The following is a 22,399-nucleotide window of genomic DNA, read 5'->3' as shown; positions in this document are numbered from 1 at the left end:
CAGCTCAGGCCAATTCTAACCTGTGTGGTCTGATTTCTATTCGTGTGCGCTCGTGTCCATTCGTGTTTAAAAAGCTCTTCGCTCAACTCGCGTCGCTGAGCACCACGATGTCATCCGCGTGCAACGCGCACCACACGGCATCGCCCGCGTGGATCGGCGGGCGCAGCGCGCTTTCGTTCGCCACCACCGCGGTGAGCCGCAGCCCGTGTTCGGTTTCCAGCCACAGGCGGTCGAACACCCCTTGGAAAACCTCCTCCTTCACCGTGGCACGAAACACGTGCTCGGCTTCAATCGGTATTTTTGAAACGCAGATTTTTTCCGGGCGAATCGACACGCGCGCACGCGGTGCCGCGCCCGGCCAGCGTTCGCTGGGCAACACGAGCTCGAAGCCCTGTGCAAGACGCACGCGAACGTTGGCGCCCTCTTTTGCCACGAGCTCTGCGGGCAGCAGATTCGCTTCGCCGATAAAATCCGCCACGAACGCCGTGCGCGGGTGATGATAGATTTCCGACGCCGTGCCGAGTTGCTCAATGCGCCCTTTGCTGAACACCGCGATGCGATCGCTCATCGTCAGCGCTTCTTCCTGGTCGTGCGTGACGAAGACAAACGTGAGCCCGATCTGTTTTTGCAGGTGTTTTAACTCGAGCTGCATCTGGTGCCGCAACTTCGCGTCGAGCGCAGAGAGCGGTTCGTCGAGCAACAACACTTTGGGTCGCGGCACAATCGCCCGCGCGAGCGCGACGCGCTGACGCTGTCCGCCAGAAAGCTGCTGCGGTTTGCGTTGCTCGAAACCTTGCAACGCGACGAGCGCGATGACTTCAGCCACGCGTGCCGCGATCTCTTTCGCCGGCACTTTCTGCATACGCAGGCCAAACGCGATGTTGTCGAACACCGTGAGGTGCGGGAACAGCGCATAGCTTTGGAAAACCTGGTTCACGTTGCGGCGATAAGGCGCGAGGTGCGTGACGTCTTCGCCCGCGATGCGGATCGTGCCCGCATCCGGTTGCTCGAACCCGGACAGCATGCGCAACAGCGTCGTCTTTCCGCAGCCGGACGGCCCGAGCAGCGTGATGAATTCGCCCGCGTTCACCGTCAGCGACACGTCGCTCACCGCCGTGAACGCGCCGAAACGTTTCGTGACGCCGTGAATTTCGATCATGGGGGTTCCGGTCATGGCGTGAGGGTAGGGCCCGATCGCCGAGCGGGCCGATTTGAAATTCGCACGCGCCCACGGCCCGCCCGGAGGTCGGGCCCTACCATTGAACTCCGAATATCCGTCCTCATGCGTTTTTCGACGCGCGTCGCTGCACGAGCACGTAGGCCACGATGAACATCAGCGTGAACACCACGCCGAGCGCCGCGCCGAACGGCCAGTTTCGTGCGCGGAAAAATTGGTTCTGAATCACATTGCCGATCATCGGCACCTGCGCGCCACCCATGAGGTCCGTGATCGCGAACATCCCGATCGCCGGCACGAACACGAGCAGGATGCCGGCGGAAATCCCCGGCCACGTGAGCGGAATAATAACTTTTGAAAAAGCCCGAATCGGACCCGCGCCGAGATCGTAAGCGGCCTCGACGAGCGACTGGTCGAGTTTCTCCGCGCTGCCGTAGATTGGCAGGATCATGAACGGCAGATACGCATACACCAAGCCGATGACGACCGCTGTCGGCGTGTAGAGAATGTCGAGCGGCACCGAGATCACGCGCGCCCATTGCAACAGGCCGTTCATCAGCCCTTCGCTTTTGAGAATCGCAATCCACGCATACGTGCGGATCAGGAAACTCGTCCAGAATGGAATCATCACGAGCAACAGCAGTTTGTTGCGCACGCTCTCTCGCTGCCGCGCCATGAACCACGCGACGGGATAACCGATCGCCACGCAAATGGCCGTCGTGAGCGCCGCGTAACCGACGGAACGACCGAGAATTTTCAGGTAAACCGGATCGAAGACGCGCGCGTAATTTTCCAACGTAAACGAAAACACCACGCGCCCGAGGTCGTCGCGCGTGCAGAAACTATACACGAACAGAATCAGCATCGGCACGATCACGAACGCCGCGAGCCACAGCAGCAGCGGCGCGAGCAGCAACCAACCCACGCGCCCCGCCGGATGCGCATGGGAGTTGGCCGAGGAGGGCAGGGCGACCGCTTGCATCAATGTTTACTCTGCAGCGCCGCAATCGCTTTCCCCCTGTAGGTTGCGCGCTTGCGCGCAACGTAGCCCGCAAGCGGGCTACCTACAAATAGGGACGCGAACTCGCGGGGCGGATGGCCCCGCCTCCACGAATAAATCCCGCTGTTTGAAAACACGCTCACTTCGCGTTCTTCAAATCAGTCACCAACTCGTCGATCACCGCGCCGCTGTCGCCGATGTGGCGGAAGGTATCGAGCTTGCGCTCCGCCTTCGGGTAGCTCGCCGGATTGGCGAGCTGGTCGGCGCTCAGGAGTTTACGCGCCTCGACGTTCGGGTTCGTGTAAGGGAAATCGTCGGAGATGAGTTTGCTGACCTCGGGGCGCAGCAGGTAGTCGATAAACTGGTGCGCGGCGTCGGTGTTTTTCGACGTCTTGGGAATCGCGAGAAGGTCGATGAACCTATGCGCGCCTTCTGCGGGCAGCACGTAGTTAAACTTTTTGTTTTCGTTCCAGAGCAACGCCGCTTCGCCGCTCCACACCAGGCCGATGTCGACGTCGCCGTTGAGCAACGCGGTCTTCGGGCTGTCGGAATCGAAAAGCTTGATCAGCGGAAACCACTGCGTGAGCACCGGGCGCGACTTGGCCACCGTGGCGGGCGTGATGTCGTTGATGGAACCGCCGAGAGTGTAGAGCGCGGCGGTCACAAGTTCGCGACCGTCGTCGAGCACGACGATGCGGCCTTTATTCGCCGGCGCGAAAAGCTCGGCGTAGCCTTTCACGGACGTGGTGATTTTTTCCGTGTTCACCACGATACCGACCGTGCCAGCCATGTAAGGCACGGTGAATGCGTCTTTCGGATCGTGCGGCATGCCGCGATACTCAGGCGCGATGTTTTTGAGATGCGGCAGTTTCGTCGGGTCGAGCGCGACGAGTTGGTTTTCCGCAATGAGCGCTTCGGCGATGTAATCCGGCGGCTGGATGAGGTCGTAGGCCACGGAGCCGGCGAGCAGCTTCGAGAGCATCTCTTCGCCCGACGCGTAAGTTTCGTAGTTCACCTTGATGCCGGTTTCCTTGGTGAAGCCGTCGAGCACGGCTTGCGGCACGTATTCCGACCACGCGAAGAGATTGAGCTGCGGCGCAGGTTCCTTGCGGGAGCAACCGGCCACGACAAGCAGGCCGGCGAGAAGGAGCAGGGTGATTTTTTTCATAAAGGGAGAGGGGCGGGGAAAGCTGGATTCACGCCACGGGCGCTTCGCGATTCGCGAGTTTCCGCAAGTAATCTGAGAAGAGCACGAAGACGATCGTCGTCACGATAAAGACCGCCGAGAGCGCATTGAGCATCGGGTTGAGGCCGACCTTGGCCATGCCGAACACTTTCAACGGCAGCGTCGTCGAGGACGGGCTCGCCGTAAAAAACGTGATGATCAACTCATCCATCGAAAGCGTGAACGCCATCAACGCGCCGGAAAAAATCGCGGGCCGCAAACACGGCACAATCACCAGCCAGAACGCCTGCAACGGCGTCGCGCCGAGATCGAGCGCCGCCTCCTCGAGCGCAGGATCCAGCCCCTGCAACCGCGCCTGCACCGCCACGAGCACAAACGGAAAACAGAACGTCACGTGCGCGATCACCACCGTCGTGTAACCGAGCCCGAGCGACATCACCGTGAAAAACACGAGCAGGCTGATGCCCATGACAATTTCCGGCATGATCATCGGCACGCAAATCAGTGTCTGGATCGCCTGCGAAAATTTATACCGGTAACGGTGCAGCAACCACGCGCCGCCCGTGCCGATAATCACCGACGCCACCGTGGTGAACGACGCGATGATCAGGCTGTTTTTCAGCGTGTCGATAATCGGTCGGTTCGCGAGCAGCTCGCCATACCACTTCAACGTGAAGCCCTCCCACACGATGTTCAGCTTCGACGTGTTGAACGAATACACCACCAACACGACAATCGGCAGGTAGAGAAACAGGAACACCAGCGCCGTCCAACCCGCGAGCCCCCAATTAAGGAGCTTCAACCCTGAAGGCAGCGAACGTCGCGAAGCGGAAATCGGCATGGTCAACGCGCCGAATTTTTCGTCCCACGAGAATCAACGCAAGCGGTTAGTCTCGGCGCGCGTCAGCGCAACCGGGCAATTATTTAACCACGGATTTCACGGATATCACGGAATGGGCCTTGAACCCCTTGCATGCATCATCCGTGCGATCCGTGAAATCCGTGGTTAAAAATTTTCAGCAACTCGCGTCGCCGTCACCCGGTTGAAACAGCGCCGCGATCGCGCCCGCCGGATCTTGAATCACCGCCATCTTACCGCCGCCCATGGCTTGGACGGCGCGCACGATCTTGCCGCCTTTTTTGACACATGTGTTCACGCTCGCTTCGACATCCGGCACAGTGATGTAGACGAGCCACATCGGCGGGAGGTCGGCGTTCGCGCCGCGCGCGTGGCAGATGCCCGCCGCCGGCGCGTCCGACCCAGGCGGCATCATGCAAAAATCCTCATAGCCACCCATGTCGATCGGCATCACGCCCCAGCCCGCGACCGCCGCATAAAAATCTTTCAAGGCCACGGCATTCGGCACCGTGAGGTCAGTCCACGAAATCGTTCCGGCTTTTGGTGTGTCCATGATTCGTGTGGTTCAGATGGAGTTTAAAATCTGAATCGCCTCCGCGTGCAGCTCGGGCGTCGCCGCCGCGAGCGTCGATTCCGCCGGATAAGCCGGGCCGCCGTGCCAGTCCGTAATCACGCCGCCCGCGCCGCGCACCACTGGCACAAGTGCGGCGATGTCCCACGGATTCATGATCGGATCCATGCTGATATCCGCGAAGCCCGACGCCAGCAGCAGGTAACCATAACAATCCGCCCACGTGCGGTAGATGCGCGCTTGTGAAACCAACCGCTCGCTCGCGGCGCCGTTTTGATATCTCGCGAGATTGCGCGTGTCGCTCGTGAGCACCGTGGCGTGGCCGAGCCGCGTCGTCGCGCGCACGCGCACCGGCTGGCCGTTGAGCGTCGTGACCTTGCCGTCGCCAATCATGAGTTGCTTGAGCACGGGCTGGTGAATGCACCCGAGCACCGGCTGCCCGCGATGCAGCAACCCGATCAACGTGCCCCACAATGGCACGCCGCTGATAAATGATTTCGTGCCGTCGATCGGATCGAGCACCCACGTCCATTCCGCGTCGGCGCGCTCGCTGCCGAATTCTTCGCCGATGATGCCGTGCGCGGGAAACTTCGCGTTGATGAGCTCGCGCATGCGTTGCTCCGCGCCGCGATCCGCGACCGTCACCGGCGAATCGTCCGCCTTGATTTCCACCGCCAACTCCGGCCGCCCGTAATGCGGCAAAATCACCGCCGCACTTTCGCGCGCGAGTTCCTGGATGAACGAATGATAAGCGGACAAATCCATGCGCCCAGCGTTGCGAGTCGCCCGCGTGAAGCCACGCGAAACTACGGCACACGGTTGCTTGCCTGGATTGGAACTGAGTGAGCCTCAGCTTGACGGCTGCGCCTTCAGCAGACGCAGGATCTGGCTGCGCAGGGCGGCCACGTCTGCGTCTTGAAGGTTGGAAAGGATCACGATCGCCTCTCCGCGATGAATTTGTCGGACGAAGATGGCCGAATAGCCGCGATAGTTTCCTTGATGCCACGGAAAGTATTGCCCGCCCTGTTCGCTGAGGAACCAGCCGTAGCCGAAACGCCCTTTCACCTGTTGCGTGAGCATTCTCCGTTGCGATTCCTCGGGCAAAATCACCGCCTGACGAAGCGCTTCGTCAAATCGGCGCAGGTCAACCGCCGTCGTGAAAAGAGAGCCGGCGCCATCGAGCGCTTCCGGCACGACGTCCAGTTCCGCGAGAACCGGTTTTGCGCCTTCGAGTTTATAACCGCGCGCCAGCTTCGGCACGCTTTGCCCGGTGCGAAGCAAGCCGGAGTCGCGCATGCCCGCAGGCGTCAGGACCTTTTCCTGCAACAGCGCCTCGTAGGATTTTCCGCAGGCCGCCTCAAGGACGAGTCCGAGGACCACATATCCCGTGTTGGAATAATTGAATTCTCCCGCCCCCGTGATCGTCGCCACTTCGAGGTCGCGAGCAGTGATGCGGCGATCGCGGTGGCTACTGATTACTTCCGATATCCCGGAAGTGTGCGTTAACAATTGTTGCAACGTAGCCGCCCCGGCGGGTTTTCCCCGCAGATTCGGAAAAAACTTTTCGAGCGGGTCAGGGAGGGCGAGTCGAGCCGCGTCGATCTGCTGGAAGACCAACACGGCTGTCATTGGTTTCAGGAGCGAAAAGGCGAGGAAACGGGTGTCCGCCGCGTTGGGCACGTTCCGCTCAAGGTCGGCGAGCCCGAAGCTTTTTTCATACAGAATCCGATTCTTGCGCGTCACGAGCACGCTGCCCGAAAACTTGCCCTCCGCGTGCGCTGAGCTCACCAGCTGGTCGATTCCTTCGGGCAACGGGAGCGCAGCTTCCTTTGCTCCGCAACCGGGCAGGAGAATCAGGAGGAGCGCAGGAACAAGCCAGGCGACCAATTTACGCATGGATCAATAACGCCCACACCAGAGGCGACGCGCCAGCACGAAAGCCCATGGCAGGCCATTTCGAATGCGCGGTGGCGACGCTGGCAATTTGACAGCGCTGCGGATGCACCCACCTGTTTGCCCACCGCACCCATGACCGAAATCACCCAACTTCGCGCCGCTTACGCCGCTTTTAATTCCCGCAACATCGACGCCGCGCTCGCCACGATGACCCCCGATGTGAAATGGCCGAAAGCTTTCAAAGGCGGTTTCGTGCAAGGCCACGCAGCCATCCGCGCCTACTGGACGGAGCAATGGAGCGAGATCAACCCGCACGTCGAGCCCGTGGCCTTCCACGCCGAAGCCAGCGGCACGATCCTCGTCGACGTCCACCAAGTCGTCCGCGACCTCAACGGCACCGTCGTGGCCGACGTGCACACTGGCCACCGCTTCACCTTCGCAAACGGCCTGATCCAAGGGATGGAAATCGCGGAGCTGCCACAGTAAATGCGTGCCGTTGTTCGCAAGATCGAGCAACTCATTCGGCCCGTGCAATCATCCAGTCAAAACGTGGCGTCTTTGATCTAGCCGTGACATCTTAATCGTCACGGTATAAAGCCAATCCTATCTCCGGGACCGGCCTCATTTCCCGCGAACCATTCGTAATGAACCGCGCTAGCGACATTAGGCGGGGGCTCTTTGTTTTCGACGATTAAGATCTGAACATTGTTGGAAATGTTGATAAGCGACTCCCAAAAAGCGGCCTCAACGCCTGGGCTTATCGCCCGCCCCGCCTCGCTGCTGAACCTCTACAATACTAGGCACTTTGTTCGCAAGGTAGTCAGAGGCCCATTCGAGAGTGAAACGTTCAAAATCGGCAGCGCTAAAATTTGCCAGCCTATCAAGCGGCTTAACGGGAAGTCCCTGACCTAAACCCAAAAGGCGAGCATTGGCACCGGGCCACGGTGTAGGCCCTGTTAGGGCTTCGGTTTCTTCGGCAGATTTGTTTCGGTGAACTTTCGCCATGTGCCGCGCTCGGACTTCTGCCGAAATTTGCACCTTTATGCTAGCACTTTTAGCAAACTTGGGTGCAAACGCAGAAGCCAGATCCAGATTCCTGGCTAGCCATGTCGGACTCCAAGTCGGCCCAACGCCGTTTTAATCTCGGCCAAGTAGTTCGGGTGCCAGAGTTCGTGGTCGGCTTCGGGGACGACGGTGTAGGTGTGGTGGTGGTAGAAGTCGCGCACAGCGGTCGCGCGGCGGTGCATTTGGGCGTCTTCCAAAGCGCCCACGAGCACGTCGGCGGGAGTGGCCGCGTTGCCGAGGTGATAGGAAATCTGCCAGCGCTCGGGCTCGTCGTCATCCTCCAGGAAAAACGGTGAGATCGATCCGAGAATCAGGTGCTTCGCGTGCAGTGCGCCCAGATGCGCGAAGAGCGCGCCGAGGGAAAAACCGAACACGATCTTGCCCTCGGTCTGGGCGTCGACCTGCGGGAACAGCGCGTGCGAGCCGAAGTCAGGATGGTGGTCGGTCCAATCGAGGCGGACAAATTCAGTCTCCCAACCGGAAGCGTGCACGAAATCGACAAACGGTTGGAAGCGGCGCTCAGCGCCCGGCATCGGCGGGACAATCGTCAGCAAAGGCATGGAAGAGAGTGACGAGTGATCGGTGACTAGTGACGAGTTGAAAGACGGGGAGAGAACGAGAATGAGTGGAGAACGAAGAATGATTTGGGCGGCTGGATTGCCGCGTCGCGCATTCGCGATCCTCGCAATGACGAAAACACGAACCCAGCCCGCTCGGCGCGTCCTGTCTCTTGGCGGGGCGGATGGTCTTGGAAGCGGCTCACGAAAGGCAGAGCGGGTGGATCGAAATCAGGTAGAAATATAAAAACCTTTATCGAAACCCGCGTTAATGCACATTTCTGGCATGTCACCTTCCTCGATTCGCTGTCTGGCGTCGTGTGTTGTCTGCTTATTCGTGGTGTTTCCGCCTCTGCCGCTCACGGCGGGTATTTCCGCCTCTGGTGTCTATCCACTGCTCCCTAATCCGCCGCCGATGTCTTGGACGCCTTCAATGATTAATGTCTCGGTCGCGGGCGAGCCTGATTCAAGCGGCGGCATCGGCGTGACCGACGGTAGCTCGATCAATGCGAATATTATCGTCGCCGATGGCCCCGGCAGCATCGCCAGCCTAACAGTTCAGGATACCGATTCTGTGATCAACGGTGCCGTCATCATCGGTGATGGAGGCCAGGTCCTGGCGCCCAATGGCATCAGTTACATCGATGTAGGCGGCACCGGCAGTTTGCTGGTTCGCAACGGCGGCCGGATTTCGGGCGACATGGTATTCGCGGCAAAACTGAATAGCGTCGGCACCGGCCTGATAGAAAATGCGGGGACGGTCGTGGCCAGTGAGACCATCCAAGTCGGAAACTACGGTAATGGCAGTCTCACCATCCGGGATAGCGCTGAGGTTACCGGAGTGGTCGATGTCGGACATTTCAGAGCCGGCGTGGGTGAGATCATTGTCACGGGCAGTGGCTCGAAATTGACGTCCGGTTCCTCGATTTATGGCTCTGGAAATGTCTTCTTACTAGGCTCGGCAGGAAAGGGCACGTTGCGCGTGGAAGCGGGTGGCTACGTGAGCGCCATCAACGCCACCTTGGGCGAATTTTATAACTCCGGTAAACCGAGCGGGCAGGCCACAATTACAGGCGCCGGCTCGACGTGGGAAATTTTCGACACATTGGTCGTCGGCGCAGACAGCCATGGAGACAATTCCGTGACGGTTGAAAACGGTGGTTTGCTCCGGACTAGCTCGGCCACGATTTCGTGGGGACGCGCCGCAGCTAACTCCGGCAATGGCCTCAGCCGGGGCCAAGTGACCGTGACGGGCGCGGGTTCGACTTGGATCAACGAAAGCGGCCCGCTGGTAATCGGCGGCGGCGGCCTCGCCACCCTGACGATCGCAAATGGCGGCACTCTCACCAACAGCAGCCTGCAAAGCGCCGTGATCGGTAACGTCGGCGTGGCCACGACGGACGACGAGATTACGGGCAACTCTGTTCTCGTGACGGGAGCGGGCTCGACGTGGACGAATGCCGGCGATTTGAAAATCGGTTATCGCACGCGCGGCACCGTGGAAATCGCTGCGGGCGGAAAAATCACGGCCACCGAAGTGAGCTTGGACGGCTTCAGATACCAATCGCCCAGCTTGCTTATCTTGCGGGGCGATAGTGGTGCGCGCGGCGTGCTGGAAACCGGGATGCTGACGGAAGGCCCCGGCCCGGGTGGCGGCAGTATTGCCGGATCGCTCTTGGATTACGGCGGCGCGGTGCGCTTCGACGGCGGCATCCTGCGCGCCACGCGGCACGAGGCTGATTTCATCCGCAATTTCGAAGACGGGGAAATCACGATCACGTCCAACGGTGCATGGTTAGACACGAACGGATTTAACGTAGGAATCGGCGCGAACCTCAGCGGCACGGGTGGCCTCACCAAGATCGGGGCAGGCACGCTCACGATCACCGGCACCAGCAGCTTTACTGGTCCCACCTCGGTCAACGCTGGTAAGCTGGTGGTGAATGGCTCGCTCACCACTTCCGCCGTAACTGTCGCCAGTGGCGCCAGCCTCGGCGGCGGCGGCACCATCGGCACGCTCACACTCAACTCCGGCAGCACCCTTACCCCGGGAAATTCACCTGGAGAACTCACCGCGGGCAACACAACTTGGGAAGGCGGCGCGAATTATGAATGGGAAATCAACGACGCGGCCTCGCCGGCCACCGGCGCGGGCGCACGTTACGACCTGCTGGCGATTTCCGGCACGCTCACGATTAACGCGACCGCGGAAAATAAATTCACGCTCCTGCTCACCTCGCTTCTCGCCAACAACACCGCGGGCGACGTCATGAATTTCAACTCTGCGCTCAACTCTGCCTACACCATCGCGAGCGCCACCGGCGGCATCTTCGGCTTCGATGCCAACGCGTTCCAGATCAACTCCACTGGCTTCACGAACCAGCTCAACGGCGGCTCGTGGAATCTCAGTCAGGACGGCAACACGATCTCCCTGAACTTTATCGCGGCGAGCGCCATCCCCGAACCTTCGACTTATGCCGCTATCGCGGGCATCGCCGCGCTCGGACTCGCGGCGTGGCGTCGCCGTGCGGTGAAAACTAAAATGTGCGTGAGCTAGGTTTTCGCGAGCGACGCCGGCTCGCCCCTTGGCTGCTTTTGCTCAGCGACATGGTTGGGGCGCGATCGCGTGCGTGGTCACAAATCCGGCTTAATCGAAAACCGAATCCTTACAGAAATAAATGCGCCTATCGTTAAGAGTTTTTGTGCGCACAAAAAAGCCGCGTCGGTTGTGACGCGGCTTGAAAGGAATCGCCTGCGAGCAGGCTCCTACATTTTGGAAGCTTAAGCTTCCAATTGTGGGCGGGTGGGTTCCGGCCAATCGACGTGGAAGAATTTGCCGCGGGGTTTGTCGGTGCGCTCGTAGGTGTGGGCGCCGAAGTAGTCGCGTTGGGCTTGGAGCAAGTTCGCCGGCAAACGGGCGGAACGGTAGGCGTCGTAGTAGCTGAGGGCCGACGCGAACGTCGGCACGCTGATGCCATTCTCGACGGCGAGGCTGATCACTTTGCGCCAGTTGGTCTGCGCTTTCTGGATCGTCTTGTTGAAATATTGATCGAGGAGCAGGTTCGCGAGCTTCGGGTTGCGCGCGTAGGCTTCGGTGATCTTTTGCAGGAACGCCGCGCGGATGATGCAACCGCCGCGGAAGATCTGCGCGATGGCGCCGAAGTTGAGTTTCCAACCGTATTCGCCCTGCGCGGTGCGCATGAGCTGGAAGCCTTGCGCGTAGGAGCAAATCTTCGAGCAGTAGAGGGCGTCGTGGATGGCCTTGATGAGTTCCTTCTTCTTGGCCGGGGAAACCTTCTTGATCTTCGGGCCTTTGAGGACTTTCGACGCGGCGACGCGCTCGTCTTTGATGGCGGAAATGCAGCGCGCGAAGACGGATTCAGCGATCGTCGGAGCCGGCACGCCCATGTCGAGGGCGTTGACGGAGGTCCATTTGCCGGTGCCTTTCTGACCGGCGGTGTCGAGGACGATGTCGACGAAGGGCTTCTTCGTGACCGGATCCTTTTGCTTGAGAATGTCAGCGGTGATTTCGATCAGGAAGCTGTCGAGCGCGCCCTTATTCCACTCGGAAAAAATCGCGCCCATTTCGGCGGGCTTGAGGCCGAGGAGGCCTTTCATGAGTTCGTAGGCCTCACAGATCATCTGCATGTCGCCATACTCGATGCCGTTGTGGACCATCTTCACGTAGTGGCCCGCGCCGTTTTCGCCGATGTAGGTCGTGCAAGGCACGCCGCCCTTCACCGGTTTGCCAGGAGTGGCGCCCATGAGCGGTTTGCCGGTCTTTTTGTCGACCTTGGCCGCGACGGCATTCCAGATCGGTTCGAGTTCCTTGAACGCTTCCTTGTCGCCGCCCGGCATGAGGGACGGGCCGAAACGCGCGCCTTCTTCACCGCCGGACACGCCGGAACCGATGAAGCGGAGGCCTTTTTCCTTCAGCTGCTTTTCGCGGCGGATGGTGTCGGTCCAGAGGGCGTTGCCGCCGTCGATGATGATGTCACCGGCTTCAAACAACGCCGCGAGGCCGTCGATGACAGCGTCGGTGGCTTTGCCGGCTTGGACGAGAATGATGGCCTTGCGGGGCTTCGCGAGGGATTGGACGAATTCTTCGAGCGTCTTCGAACCGACGACACCGCCGGGGGTGTTCGGATTTTCAGCGACGAACTTGTCGGTCTTTTCCGTGGTGCGGTTATAAACCGAAATCTGAAAGCCGTGATCGGCGATGTTGAGGGCGAGATTCTGACCCATGACGGCGAGTCCAATGAGTCCGATGTCAGAGTGCGTTTTGGCCATAAGAGCTTTCATAGCTATAAATCGCTCCGCCAAAGACCAACCCTTTTTCGGGTTTTATGACCTTACCGCCGCGGCGCTGAGTTATTCGTTTTCGCCGAAGGGAAGAATGGCGCGACGCGCTCCACAAACGGCGTCAAAAACGCCGGCTCGTTGCGATTGTAGACCCACGAGAAAAACAAAATCGCCAGCACCACAAACCCGATCAACGAAGCGACCACCTTGTTCGTCTTCATGAGTTTGCGGAAGACGAAAACCGCTACCACGACCGCGAGAACCGCGAGCGCAATTTTTCCCCACGTGGCAACGGGGAGCGTTTTCATTTGTTCAACCGCACTGACCGCAAACAGCAGCATAAGTGAAGAAGGAGACCGCACCTCCGGCCTGACGAGCCATTTTTACCAACAAACTGCGTTTAACCGCGCTTTGACGGCGCGCTCAATACCGCTGCGTGATGCCGAAATAATCGAGCAGCCACGCTTCCTTCCAAATCCGGAAACGGCCGCCGGGCGTGATCTTGCCAAACTCTTCGCGCTCGGAATGCGGCAGCAGATAACCGAGCTCGGTGTTGATCATCTCCATCTGCTGTTGCTGCTGGTTGATGTCGTCGATGGGGCTGATTTCCCACTGCAGCGCGATGGCGTTCGACGTGCTCAGACGGTCGCGGTGACGGGCCACGATTTTCGCGAGGTTGCGGCGCCACGGATTGCGCTCCACGTGCCAGCTCTCCGGATAAAACCCGCCGAACGGAATATACAAATTGTCGGTCACGTAACGGCGCTCGTCGTCGCTTTTCGTGGCGAGGCTGTAGCACACGGTGAGCGCGCCGTTTTCCTGCGGCACGAACAACACATGCAGGCGCAGCGTGCCGTCGTTGCTTTGGTAAACCGAGGTGCGCAGCCAGATGCCGCCGCCGATTTCCGCCTTCAAGGCCTGCACATGCGTGAAGCGATTATCGCGCAGCCAATCGCGCACGCGCAGCAGGCGTTTTTGCGTGGGCCATTCGTCGCCGCCGGTGTTCACGATGTAACGCGGAAACAGCGGCAACGGGCTCAGCGAAATCGCGCTCACTTTCAGCCAGTTGAACATCGACTCGAGCAGGAACCAGAAAAGAAACACCGACGACGCCACGACCCAGAACGGCCGGTCGACGACGAGAAACACTTCGTTCAACACCGCCATCGAGAACGCGAAGAAAATCCAGCGCAGCCAGCGAATCACAATCGCGAGAATCGGCGACGCGAGGCGCAGGTTCAGATAAACCAGCAACATCAGCAGCAAAAGCGATGTGCCTGCCAGCGGCAGCGTGAGGTGTTCTGGCATGGAGTGATTAACGGTGAATGCGCGCCGACCTCGACGCGCAGGGTAAAAGAGGAATCAAGTTGCGCAGCCTGTCTTCAGACCGCGCATCGAATTAGCTCAGACGCACCGGCATGATCACGCACACGAAGCTTTCGAGCGTCTTGAACACGCCGGGGCTGACCTCGTCCTTCACTTCGAAAAACACTTCGTCTTTCGTCAGCGCGCGGAGCGGATCCATCACGAATTGCGGATTGAACGCGACCTGCAGATCCGGGCCGCTGTAGGAAATCGCCATCGATTCGTGTGACTCACCGAAGTCCGGCGAGGACGCCGTGATCTCGAGCAGGTTGGCGGAAAGTTTGATCTTAACCGAATTCGATTTTTCGGACGTCACCAACGCGGCGCGGTGCACGCATTGGAGGAACAGCTCGCGCTCCAGCTTGATGCGCTGGTGCGTCTCTTTCGGGATGACTTGCTGATAGTTCGGGTAGTTGCCCTCAACGACCTTCGAGAAGAGGTAAATGCTGTCCGTCAGGCCACTGTTGTCCTTGCCAGTCTCGATCTGGAACGCCGCACGGCGCTCGTTGAACGCGATCGTGAGTTTGTCACCCTTGCCGAGGAGGCGGAGGAGTTCGCCGACCGTCTTCGCGGGAAGGATGATCGCGCCCGCGCTGGCGGCAGGCACTTCGAGTTCCTTGCTGACGAGAGCGAGGCGACGGCCATCGGTGGCTACGAGCGCGACCTTGCCGTCTTTAAAGTTAAAATAGACGCCGTTGAGGATGTAGCGCGTCTCGTCGCTCGATTGGGCGTAGGAGACGTTGCTGAGCATCGTAGCGAGCTCGCCCTGTTCGAAGGTGAACTTCTTGTCGTCGGCAGAATCCGGCAGCTTCGGGAATTCCTCGGCGCCGATGCCCATGATGCGGAAATTCGAACCGCCGGAAGCAATCTTCACCTGGTGGCTGGCCGTGGAGTCGAAGGAGACGTCGACGTTCGGGAGTTCGCGGACGATGGTCGCGAGGCGTTTGACGGGGAGCGTGACGGAGCCGCCTTCCTTGACCTCGGCCTTGATTTTGCAACGGATGCCCAGGTCGAGATTGGTGGTGGTGAGCGAGATGTGGTCTTTCTCCGCCTCGATGAGCACGTTGCTCAGGATGGGCATGGCGGCCTTGGAGCCAACGACGTTGAGGACCTGAGCTAGGCCGTTGCTGAAGTGGTCGCGGTTGATCTTAAATTTCATGCGAGGGGCGTTAAATGCGTTCGATTAACAAAGGATGATTATAGAGAGATACAATAATGAAAAGTATCAGTATTACTATGGGGTCATTTTATCGGAATAACCTTGGCGTTTCCGAGTGAAAACAGGGCCGGCAAAGTGCTGTGAACCCAATCCGAGTAACCGCCAATAACCGGCAGTTTGTTCACAGCGGAAAGTTATTCAGAAGTTCCTGCGCCCCGGTTCACACCGGTTTTGCGCAGAACTTGTTCCTTCGCGTGCCGGACACCGCGGCGGTAGTGCGCCACGAGCCCGTAACCGATGTAAGCGAGGAAAAGAAAGAAGAACGCCACCTCGCGCAGCTTGATGATGACGCCTGCCGCGATCAGCAGCGCGACAAACGTGCGCACGCGGGTCTTGGTCTCCCAATTGATCTTCTTGAAACTCGGGTAACGAATCGTGCTCACCATCAAAAACGACACGAGGATCAGCAACAACGGCAGCGCGAGCGTCAGCTGGCGGAGCTCCCGGGCGTTGGAAGCGAGGTTAAGGAGAAACAATACGAGCGTCGCCACCGTGCCGGCGGCCGCGGGAATCGGCAGCCCGACGAAGTCGCCATGGCCCTTGTGCTCGGTTTCGTTGCGGTGGAGCAGGGGATTCGTGATCACGTTAAACCGCGCCAACCGAATCGCGCCGCAAAGCAGGTAGATGAAGGCGATGAACCAGCCCAGCTCGCGGAACCACTGGTAATCCTCACGCGGTGCCAGAATCAGGAAGAACACCATCAACGCCGGCGCCATGCCGAACGACACGACGTCGGCCAGCGAATCGAATTCCGCGCCGAACAACGACGTGCGCCCGCCCATGCGCGCCAGCCGGCCATCGAGCGAATCAAACACGACTGCCGCCAGAATCAGCCACACGGCGTGCGTGTAGAGCGTCATCCACGATTGATTCGCGTGCAGCACCGCATACTCGCCGCCATCGGTGATGAGGCGCGCCTGGATGCACTTGATGACCGCCGCGAAACCGCAAAAGAGATTCCCCGCCGTCATCAAGTTCGGCAGGAAATAAATCCGGCTCGCCTGGGTGACGTTGTAAGGGTTGTCGCGCTGTTCCAGATCGTCGGACACGGGTGCGGGCGAAAAAAGTTAAGCTTTCGGCTTGGTGAGACCTTCGAGGTATTTCCAGAATTTCGAATCCTGCTCGAACAACTGTTGCTCCGACACCGGCAGCTTCATGCGGAACAGAAGATCCTCCAGCGACGATTTGTGCAGGATGTAATGCGTGTGCAGCGTGTCGCCTTGCACTTCGAAATAGAAGCGGAAATCGCCTGCGCGCAGTCGGTAAAAGTTTTTGCCGCCGCGGTTGAATTTACCGAGCGGTTCGCGCGGATGTTCCAGATCGGCGGGGCGCACTTTGCTGATCGGATCGATGGCGTCGAGCTGCGCCAGTTTATCGAGGCGATTCAGTTCGCGCATGCTTTGCTCGGAAAAAGTTACCTGATACATAATCGTGTGGCCGTTGATGAAGTGACTGTTGGGTAAGCGAGGCAGGTTGTCTAGGCAACACCTCGTCTAAACTTAAGACGTCACGCGGAGTTGCGAAGTTGCTGTTAGGACAGCACGAACCCGACCAGTTCCCCCGTTCGGACGATTCCCTGCCGGGGCAACTGGGTTATCTGCATCTTTATTGCGCGGAGGAAGTCCACTCCGCTAACTCCCGCGCATGTCTGTTACTCTCGCTGATATCCGCGCCGCGCGCCGCCGCATCGAAGGCGGCGTCATCATGTCGCCGTGCCCCGAATCGATTCCGCTCTCGGAAATCACGGGCGCCCAGATTTTCTGCAAACTCGATAATTTCCAACGCACCGGCTCCTTCAAAGAACGCGGCGCCCGCAACGCGTTGCTCCAGCTCACGCCCGAGCAGAAAAAACGCGGCGTCATCGCCGCTTCCGCCGGCAACCACGCGCTCGGCCTCGCGTATCATGGCAAACTCCTCGGCATTCCCGTCACGGTCGTCATGCCCGATTACGCGCCGCTCATCAAAGTCAGCACCTGCAAAAAACTCGGCGCGCGCGTGCTCGTGCAAGGCCGCGATTTTGCCGAAGCCCGCACGCAGGCCGACAAACTCGTCGACAGCGAGGGCCTCGCTTACATCCACGGCTTCGACAATCCCGCCATCATCGCCGGCCAGGGCACGATGGCCTTGGAAATTTTCGAACAGGTCAAAAACGCCGACGCCATCGTGTGCCCGATCGGCGGCGCGGGTTTGCTCGCCGGAATTGCGGTCGCGACGAAAGCCCTGAAACCAAAAATTAAAATCATCGGCGTCGAATCCGTGGCGACCGCGAGCTTCACCGCCGCGTTGAAAGCAAAGCGCCCCGTCACGATTCCACGCCGCGCCACGCTCGCCGACGGTCTCGCTGTGCTCAAGGTCGGCGGCAATGCGTTCGAACTCGCGCGGTCGCGCGTCGATCAAGTCGTGCGTGTGTCCGAAGATTGGATCGCGCTGGCGATTCTGCGGATGGTCGAACTCGAAAAAACCGTCGTTGAAGGTGCGGCCGCCGCGCCGCTCGCCGCCATGATGGCCGGCCTGCTCCCGAATTTGCGTGGCAAGAAAGTCGTGCTCACTGTCTGCGGCGGCAACATCGACCCCGCGATTCTCAGTCGCGTGATCGAAAAAGGCCTCGTGCATGACGGTCGCCTCACGCGCTTCACCGTCATCATGAGCGATCGCCCCGGCGGCCTCGCCGAACTCGCGCGCGTCCTCGCCGGTTGCGGCGCGAGCGTGAAAGACATCGAACACGACCGCGCCTTCAGCGGCCCCGACGTCTCCGCCGTCAACGCCGTCTGCACTTTGGAAACCCGCGACCACGCGCACATCCGCGAAGTCCACCGCGCGTTAAAGAAGGCAGGATTTCCGGTGGTCACGAGGTAGGGACGGTTATGAAAAGCTCAGAAGGTAGGGCCCGACCTCCGGGCGGGCCGTCGCGCGTCACCCATCAGCACGCACCGCCCGCCTGGGTTAAATCCGGCGCCACTTTCTTTCTTACAATTTGCTGCGAACAACGCGGCACGAACCAACTTTGCCACGCTTCAGTCGCGGATATTTTATTCCGTGCCGCTCGCCATTATCACGACCAACAGGATTGGTTTTTGCGGCAGATGCTTTTGATGCCGGATCATGTGCACGCTTTGATTGCGGCGGCTCCGGATAAAAACATCGAACACCTCGTTTCGAATTGGAAGCGCTACACGGCCCTCAAAACCTCGATTATTTGGCAGAAAAATTTCTTCGATCATCGATTGCGTTCTGACGAAAGTTGGGAAGAAAAGGCGGCTTACATTCGCCAAAATCCGCGCCGTGCTGGCCTGATCGGTGAACACGAAGCATGGCCTTACCAGATCGAATATTAACATCCACGTCGCGGCCCGCCCGGAGGTCGGGCCCTACCTTATTGGCGCTGCTTCTCCTCGCCGGCTGCGCCAGCCAGCCGGTAACCAAACCCACGAAACCAACCGCGCCGCGCACGCCGGACCCCGTAGTTATGACGGAAACCCCTGCGCCCGAACCGGCGCCGCTCCCCGTGCTTCCGCCGCCGAATAAAACGCTGCGCAAACCCGACGAGATGATCGTCGCCGGACAATTTTTCTCCACCGGCACGCGCGTCGTCACGTGGCTCGATGCCGGCGGTTACAACGCTTACGCGCCGCGCCCCGGCGTGCCGCCCGCCGCGGCGCGTTTTCCCGATCACTACGGTGCGCGTCGCCTCGGCACGCCGCCGAAGGAAAAGAATTTTGCCTACTCCGGCGACGGCCCGCGCGACCTCGCCGACCTGCGCAAACACGTCGACCAATTCGTGCTGCATTACGACGAGTGCGGGCTGAGCAAAACGTGCTTCCGCGTCCTGCACATCGAGCGCGGCCTGAGCATCCACTTCATGCTCGATATCGACGGCACCATTTACCAAACCCTCGATCTCCGTGAACGCGCGTTTCACGCGACCACGTCGAACAGCCGTTCCATCGGCATCGAGATCGCCAACATCGGCGCACACTCGCCCGGCGCCGCCGCGGCGCGTTTCAAACTGTGGTATCCGCGCGACGAAAAAGGAAAACCTCGGCTCACCCCCGCCGCGCAGGGCGACCACGGGCTCTTCAACAAAAACTACGCCGGTCGCCCCGTGCGCGACGCACTCGTGAAAGGTGCTGTGCAAGGCCGCGCGCTCGAGCAATACGACCTCACACCCGAGCAATACGAAGCGTTGATCAAACTCACCGCCGCCCTCAGCCGCGTGTTTCCTGAAATCAAACTGGATTACCCGCGCGACGCCGCCGGAAAACTCGTCACGAAAAAACTGCCTGACGCCTCGCTCGAACACTACCACGGCGTGCTCGGCCACTACCATATTCAGGCCAACAAATTGGATCCCGGCCCCGCCATGGATTGGGAAAAAGTCATCACCGGCGCGCGCTCTATTAACGCAGCGCCGCCTCCCGAAAAAAAGTAGGCCGGGCTTTTCGCGCAGGCGAGGAATGCGCCGCGAACGGGTGTTTTTTAACCACGGATTTCACGGATACAAACGGATGGAGCCCGGATAGCGGCTTCAAGTTTATGCCGCTCGTATCGGCGTGATCCGTTCTATCCGTCAAAATCCGTGCAATCCGTGGCCAAGAAATCGCCTGCTCGCGGCATCACCAACACCTCACTTCACCGCAGCTTCCGCTTTCTTCCCGAATGCCGGATCGATTTTCAAAAACGCCGCCGCCACAAACGACGGAATCGTCGCGATCATCACCCACACGAAGAAATTCACGTAACCGACGTGATCTTGAATCCAGCCTGCCGCCATGCCCGGCAACATCATGCCGAGCGCCATGAAGCCGGTGCACAGCGCGTAGTGCGCGGTTTTGTGCTCACCTTGCGCGACCATCATCATGTAAACCATGTAGGCCGTGAACCCGAAGCCGTAGCCGAATTGTTCGACCGCGACGGCGCTACCGATTGCCAAAAGATTTTCCGGCTGCGTCGTCGCGAGGAGGATGAACACCGCATTCGGCACGTGCATGATCACGAGCATGGGCCAGATCATTCGTTTTAACCCAAAGCGTGAAATCACCACGCCGCCCGCCAGCCCGCCGAGCGTCAATGCAATCGGCCCGACCGTGCCGTAAACCACGCCGACGTGTTTAACCGTGAGCCCCAAGCCGCCTTGGTCGCGCGCATCGAGGAGAAACGGATTCACCAGTTTCAACAACTGCGCCTCGGCGAGCCGATAGAGCAGCAAGAACGCGAGGATGCTGAGAATTTCCTTTTTCTTAAAAAACTCCGCGAAAACAGTGAAGTAGCTGGCGAAAAAATTATCTTTTCGCGGCGACGTCACATCGCTGGCCGGCTTGGGCAGCGTGAAGCTGTGCACCGCCGCGATCACCACGAAGAACACCGCGAGCACGCCAAACACGATCGTCCACGCGCGCACAAAATCTCCCGTCCATTCCTGCACCGAGCCCGCGAGATACACCAACCCGCCCTGGCCCGCGATCATCGCCAGCCGGTAAAACGTGCTGCGCACGCCGACGAACGCCGCCTGCTGGTGCTCCGGCAATGCGAGCAGGTAAAATCCGTCCGCCGCAATATCGTGCGTCGCCGAGCTGAACGCCATCAGCCAAAAGATCGCCAGCGTCATCTTGAAAAACATCGGCCCCGGCAGCGTCAGCGCCACGAGCGCCAGCGACCCGCCGACGACAAACTGCAACGCCACGATCCAAAACCGTTTCGTGCGAAACAAATCCACGAGCGGCGACCACAGCGGCTTGATGACCCACGGCAGATACAGCCAGCTCGTGTAGAGCGCGATGTCGGTATTCGAAACCTTCAGGTTTTTATACATCACCACCGACAAAGTCATCACCGCGACATAAGGAATCCCTTGTGCGAAATACAGCGTCGGCACCCAGCTCCACGGATTCGTTGACTTGGCTGCGGGGTTTTCCATGCGCACCTCAACGCATTGCGCCCCGCCGCGCGCGACGCAAGCAACCAAAACAATTGCGAAAGGTAAGGGCCCCGACCTCCGGGCGGGCCGAGAGGATTCTCGCGGTCAACGGCCTGCCCGGAGGTCAGGCCCTACCACAATTCACTTCACAGTTTCGCCAACTCGCGGCCGAGGAACTTCGCGATCGTGCGCATGCCGTATTTGCCGGCTTCAGCTTCGGCGGCGCTGTTGTAATTCGTATTGGTGTTCACGTCGTAGGTGTAGATCTCGCCGTTGACGTCGGTGATGAACTCGATGCCGGCGACTTCGATGCCGTTGTCGGCGAGGAAACGTTGATATGACGGAATCACCGGGTGGTTGAAATCTTTGATGATCTGAAACCGCGGCGCCTTCGTCGAAATCGTCGTGGCAATCGCAGGTGCGGGCGGCGTTTCGCCGACGGGGCAGGCGAGGTCGCCGATTTCACACACGTCCGCCGGGCAAAGCTCGAAGCCGAGCGACGTGTCCACTTGCACGGCGTAAACAAACTCGCCGCCGATGAACTCGACTCGCGTGATAAACGGCTTCGGTGCGCGGATGTATTCCTGGATCAGCGTGATGCCGTCGACGGAGTCGTCGAAGTCTCCGCCGTTCACGTAGTCGGCCAGCGCTTGATGGGTTTGAAACAAGCGCACGCCGAGGCCTTTGCCGGCGCGATTGTGTTTCGTGATGAAGGAGCCGTCGAATTGGCCGGCAGCTTTGATTAAATTTTCCGCCCCGACGGCGGCGAAGGTGCGCGGGGTGCGCACACCGTAATTGCGCAGCGCCGCGTATTGGGCGATTTTATTGATTTCGAGTTGGAGCGCGCGGCTTTTGTTCACCACGCGACGGCCGTGCGATTCGAGCCACGCAAGGACAGTCGACGTGTATTCCGGCGCATAACGGTGACCGCGCGTGTGTGACGACGCGCTCATGCGGTTGTAGAACACGCCTGCCGGCGGCGGGCTCGAGAAATCCAGCACGCCCTGGTCGAGATACCATTCTTCGAACGGCAGATTTTGTTCAGCAAACGCGGTGCGCAGCGGCACGACCCATTCGGAGTTTTCGTGGATAACGTAGATCTTGGCCATGGTGGGAAATGAAATTTTGGTCGGCGGAGAAGTCGGCTAATCAAACCGAGGAAGCGTTCTGATGCCCGCTTTCTTTTCGGCGCGTGAGAAAATAAGGGGATGCCGAAGGCATCCAATGGGTGTCGATCGGTGGTGCGTTGAGCGAACCGGTAAGGTGGCATTGCCGGTTCGTGAAAAAG

General features: G+C 59.6%; 21 protein-coding genes. 5 read left to right on the top strand and 16 right to left on the bottom strand.

The features are described 5' to 3' along the window. Positions 1-82 precede the first annotated feature (82 nt). The 7 genes from ACRRQW_RS07485 to ACRRQW_RS07455 all read right to left on the bottom strand — a co-directional run bounded on the left by ACRRQW_RS07485 (position 83) and on the right by ACRRQW_RS07455 (position 6,689). The gene (locus tag ACRRQW_RS07485) at positions 83-1,174 is read right to left on the bottom strand and encodes an ABC transporter ATP-binding protein (protein WP_438480653.1); all 1,092 of its coding nucleotides are present in this window, start codon (positions 1,172-1,174) and stop codon (positions 83-85) included. A gap of 106 nt (positions 1,175-1,280) precedes the next feature. Beyond that, the gene (locus ACRRQW_RS07480; RefSeq protein WP_438480652.1) at positions 1,281-2,159 is read right to left on the bottom strand and encodes an ABC transporter permease; all 879 of its coding nucleotides are present in this window, start codon (positions 2,157-2,159) and stop codon (positions 1,281-1,283) included. A gap of 157 nt (positions 2,160-2,316) precedes the next feature. After that, positions 2,317-3,345, bottom strand: coding sequence for a polyamine ABC transporter substrate-binding protein (locus ACRRQW_RS07475; protein ID WP_438480651.1), 1,029 nt, complete (start codon positions 3,343-3,345; stop codon positions 2,317-2,319). Positions 3,346-3,373: 28 nt separating this feature from the next. Next, on the bottom strand, positions 3,374-4,204 hold the full coding sequence (locus tag ACRRQW_RS07470) for an ABC transporter permease (protein ID WP_438480650.1): 831 nt from the start codon (positions 4,202-4,204) through the stop codon (positions 3,374-3,376). Between the two features lie 175 nt (positions 4,205-4,379). Then, positions 4,380-4,775 (bottom strand): VOC family protein, encoded by a 396-nt coding sequence (locus tag ACRRQW_RS07465; RefSeq protein WP_438480649.1) that lies wholly within the window; start codon positions 4,773-4,775, stop codon positions 4,380-4,382. Between the two features lie 12 nt (positions 4,776-4,787). Continuing rightward, a complete protein-coding gene (hisN, locus tag ACRRQW_RS07460; RefSeq protein WP_438480648.1) occupies positions 4,788-5,558 on the bottom strand; it encodes a histidinol-phosphatase in 771 nt (256 codons plus the stop codon). An 84-nt stretch (positions 5,559-5,642) separates the two neighbouring features. Then, positions 5,643-6,689, bottom strand: a complete 1,047-nt coding sequence (locus ACRRQW_RS07455) for a serine hydrolase domain-containing protein (protein WP_438480647.1) — start codon at positions 6,687-6,689, stop codon at positions 5,643-5,645. Positions 6,690-6,821: 132 nt separating this feature from the next. Between ACRRQW_RS07455 and ACRRQW_RS07450 the strand changes: the two genes are divergently transcribed. Continuing rightward, the gene (locus ACRRQW_RS07450; RefSeq protein WP_438480646.1) at positions 6,822-7,175 is read left to right on the top strand and encodes a nuclear transport factor 2 family protein; all 354 of its coding nucleotides are present in this window, start codon (positions 6,822-6,824) and stop codon (positions 7,173-7,175) included. 614 nt (positions 7,176-7,789) lie between these two features. Here ACRRQW_RS07450 and ACRRQW_RS07445 read toward each other — a convergent pair. Then, on the bottom strand, positions 7,790-8,314 hold the full coding sequence (locus ACRRQW_RS07445; protein WP_438480645.1) for a hypothetical protein: 525 nt from the start codon (positions 8,312-8,314) through the stop codon (positions 7,790-7,792). 334 nt (positions 8,315-8,648) lie between these two features. Here ACRRQW_RS07445 and ACRRQW_RS07440 point away from each other — a divergent pair, with 334 nt between their 5' ends. Further along, positions 8,649-10,868 (top strand): beta strand repeat-containing protein, encoded by a 2,220-nt coding sequence (locus tag ACRRQW_RS07440; protein ID WP_438480644.1) that lies wholly within the window; start codon positions 8,649-8,651, stop codon positions 10,866-10,868. A gap of 224 nt (positions 10,869-11,092) precedes the next feature. Here ACRRQW_RS07440 and gndA read toward each other — a convergent pair whose 3' ends face one another. The 6 genes from gndA to ACRRQW_RS07410 all read right to left on the bottom strand — a co-directional run bounded on the left by gndA (position 11,093) and on the right by ACRRQW_RS07410 (position 16,624). Further along, a complete protein-coding gene (gene gndA / locus ACRRQW_RS07435; RefSeq protein ID WP_438482344.1) occupies positions 11,093-12,601 on the bottom strand; it encodes an NADP-dependent phosphogluconate dehydrogenase in 1,509 nt (502 codons plus the stop codon). 62 nt (positions 12,602-12,663) lie between these two features. Continuing rightward, a complete protein-coding gene (locus tag ACRRQW_RS07430) occupies positions 12,664-12,921 on the bottom strand; it encodes a hypothetical protein (RefSeq protein WP_438480643.1) in 258 nt (85 codons plus the stop codon). 115 nt (positions 12,922-13,036) lie between these two features. Next, on the bottom strand, positions 13,037-13,921 hold the full coding sequence (locus tag ACRRQW_RS07425) for a hypothetical protein (protein ID WP_438480642.1): 885 nt from the start codon (positions 13,919-13,921) through the stop codon (positions 13,037-13,039). Between the two features lie 91 nt (positions 13,922-14,012). Then, positions 14,013-15,137, bottom strand: a complete 1,125-nt coding sequence (gene dnaN, locus ACRRQW_RS07420) for a DNA polymerase III subunit beta (RefSeq protein WP_438480641.1) — start codon at positions 15,135-15,137, stop codon at positions 14,013-14,015. 194 nt (positions 15,138-15,331) lie between these two features. Further along, positions 15,332-16,246: a CDP-diacylglycerol--serine O-phosphatidyltransferase gene (gene pssA / locus ACRRQW_RS07415; protein ID WP_438480640.1), complete on the bottom strand. Its 915-nt coding sequence runs from the start codon at positions 16,244-16,246 to the stop codon at positions 15,332-15,334. Positions 16,247-16,264: 18 nt separating this feature from the next. Beyond that, positions 16,265-16,624 carry a type II toxin-antitoxin system RelE family toxin gene (locus ACRRQW_RS07410; RefSeq protein ID WP_438480639.1) on the bottom strand — a complete coding sequence of 120 codons (360 nt, stop codon included), beginning with the start codon at positions 16,622-16,624 and terminating at the stop codon, positions 16,265-16,267. A gap of 217 nt (positions 16,625-16,841) precedes the next feature. Between ACRRQW_RS07410 and ilvA the strand changes: the two genes are divergently transcribed. From ilvA to ACRRQW_RS07395, 3 genes are all read left to right on the top strand, one after another. Then, positions 16,842-18,053 carry a threonine ammonia-lyase gene (ilvA, locus tag ACRRQW_RS07405; RefSeq protein WP_438480638.1) on the top strand — a complete coding sequence of 404 codons (1,212 nt, stop codon included), beginning with the start codon at positions 16,842-16,844 and terminating at the stop codon, positions 18,051-18,053. A gap of 8 nt (positions 18,054-18,061) precedes the next feature. Beyond that, positions 18,062-18,532, top strand: a complete 471-nt coding sequence (locus ACRRQW_RS07400) for an REP-associated tyrosine transposase (protein WP_438480637.1) — start codon at positions 18,062-18,064, stop codon at positions 18,530-18,532. 131 nt (positions 18,533-18,663) lie between these two features. Continuing rightward, positions 18,664-19,626, top strand: a complete 963-nt coding sequence (locus ACRRQW_RS07395) for an N-acetylmuramoyl-L-alanine amidase (protein WP_438480636.1) — start codon at positions 18,664-18,666, stop codon at positions 19,624-19,626. Positions 19,627-19,821: 195 nt separating this feature from the next. Here the strand turns inward: ACRRQW_RS07395 and ACRRQW_RS07390 are convergent, their stop codons facing one another. Continuing rightward, on the bottom strand, positions 19,822-21,111 hold the full coding sequence (locus ACRRQW_RS07390; protein ID WP_438480635.1) for an AmpG family muropeptide MFS transporter: 1,290 nt from the start codon (positions 21,109-21,111) through the stop codon (positions 19,822-19,824). Between the two features lie 146 nt (positions 21,112-21,257). Further along, positions 21,258-22,220: an ATP-grasp domain-containing protein gene (locus ACRRQW_RS07385; protein WP_438480634.1), complete on the bottom strand. Its 963-nt coding sequence runs from the start codon at positions 22,218-22,220 to the stop codon at positions 21,258-21,260. Positions 22,221-22,399 lie beyond the last annotated feature (179 nt).

It is taken from the genome of Oleiharenicola lentus (assembly GCF_051660365.1).
Lineage (GTDB): Bacteria > Verrucomicrobiota > Verrucomicrobiia > Opitutales > Opitutaceae > Lacunisphaera > Lacunisphaera lenta_A.
Note: the sequence above shows the minus strand (reverse complement) of the source record. Positions and strands in the feature narration are given on the sequence as shown.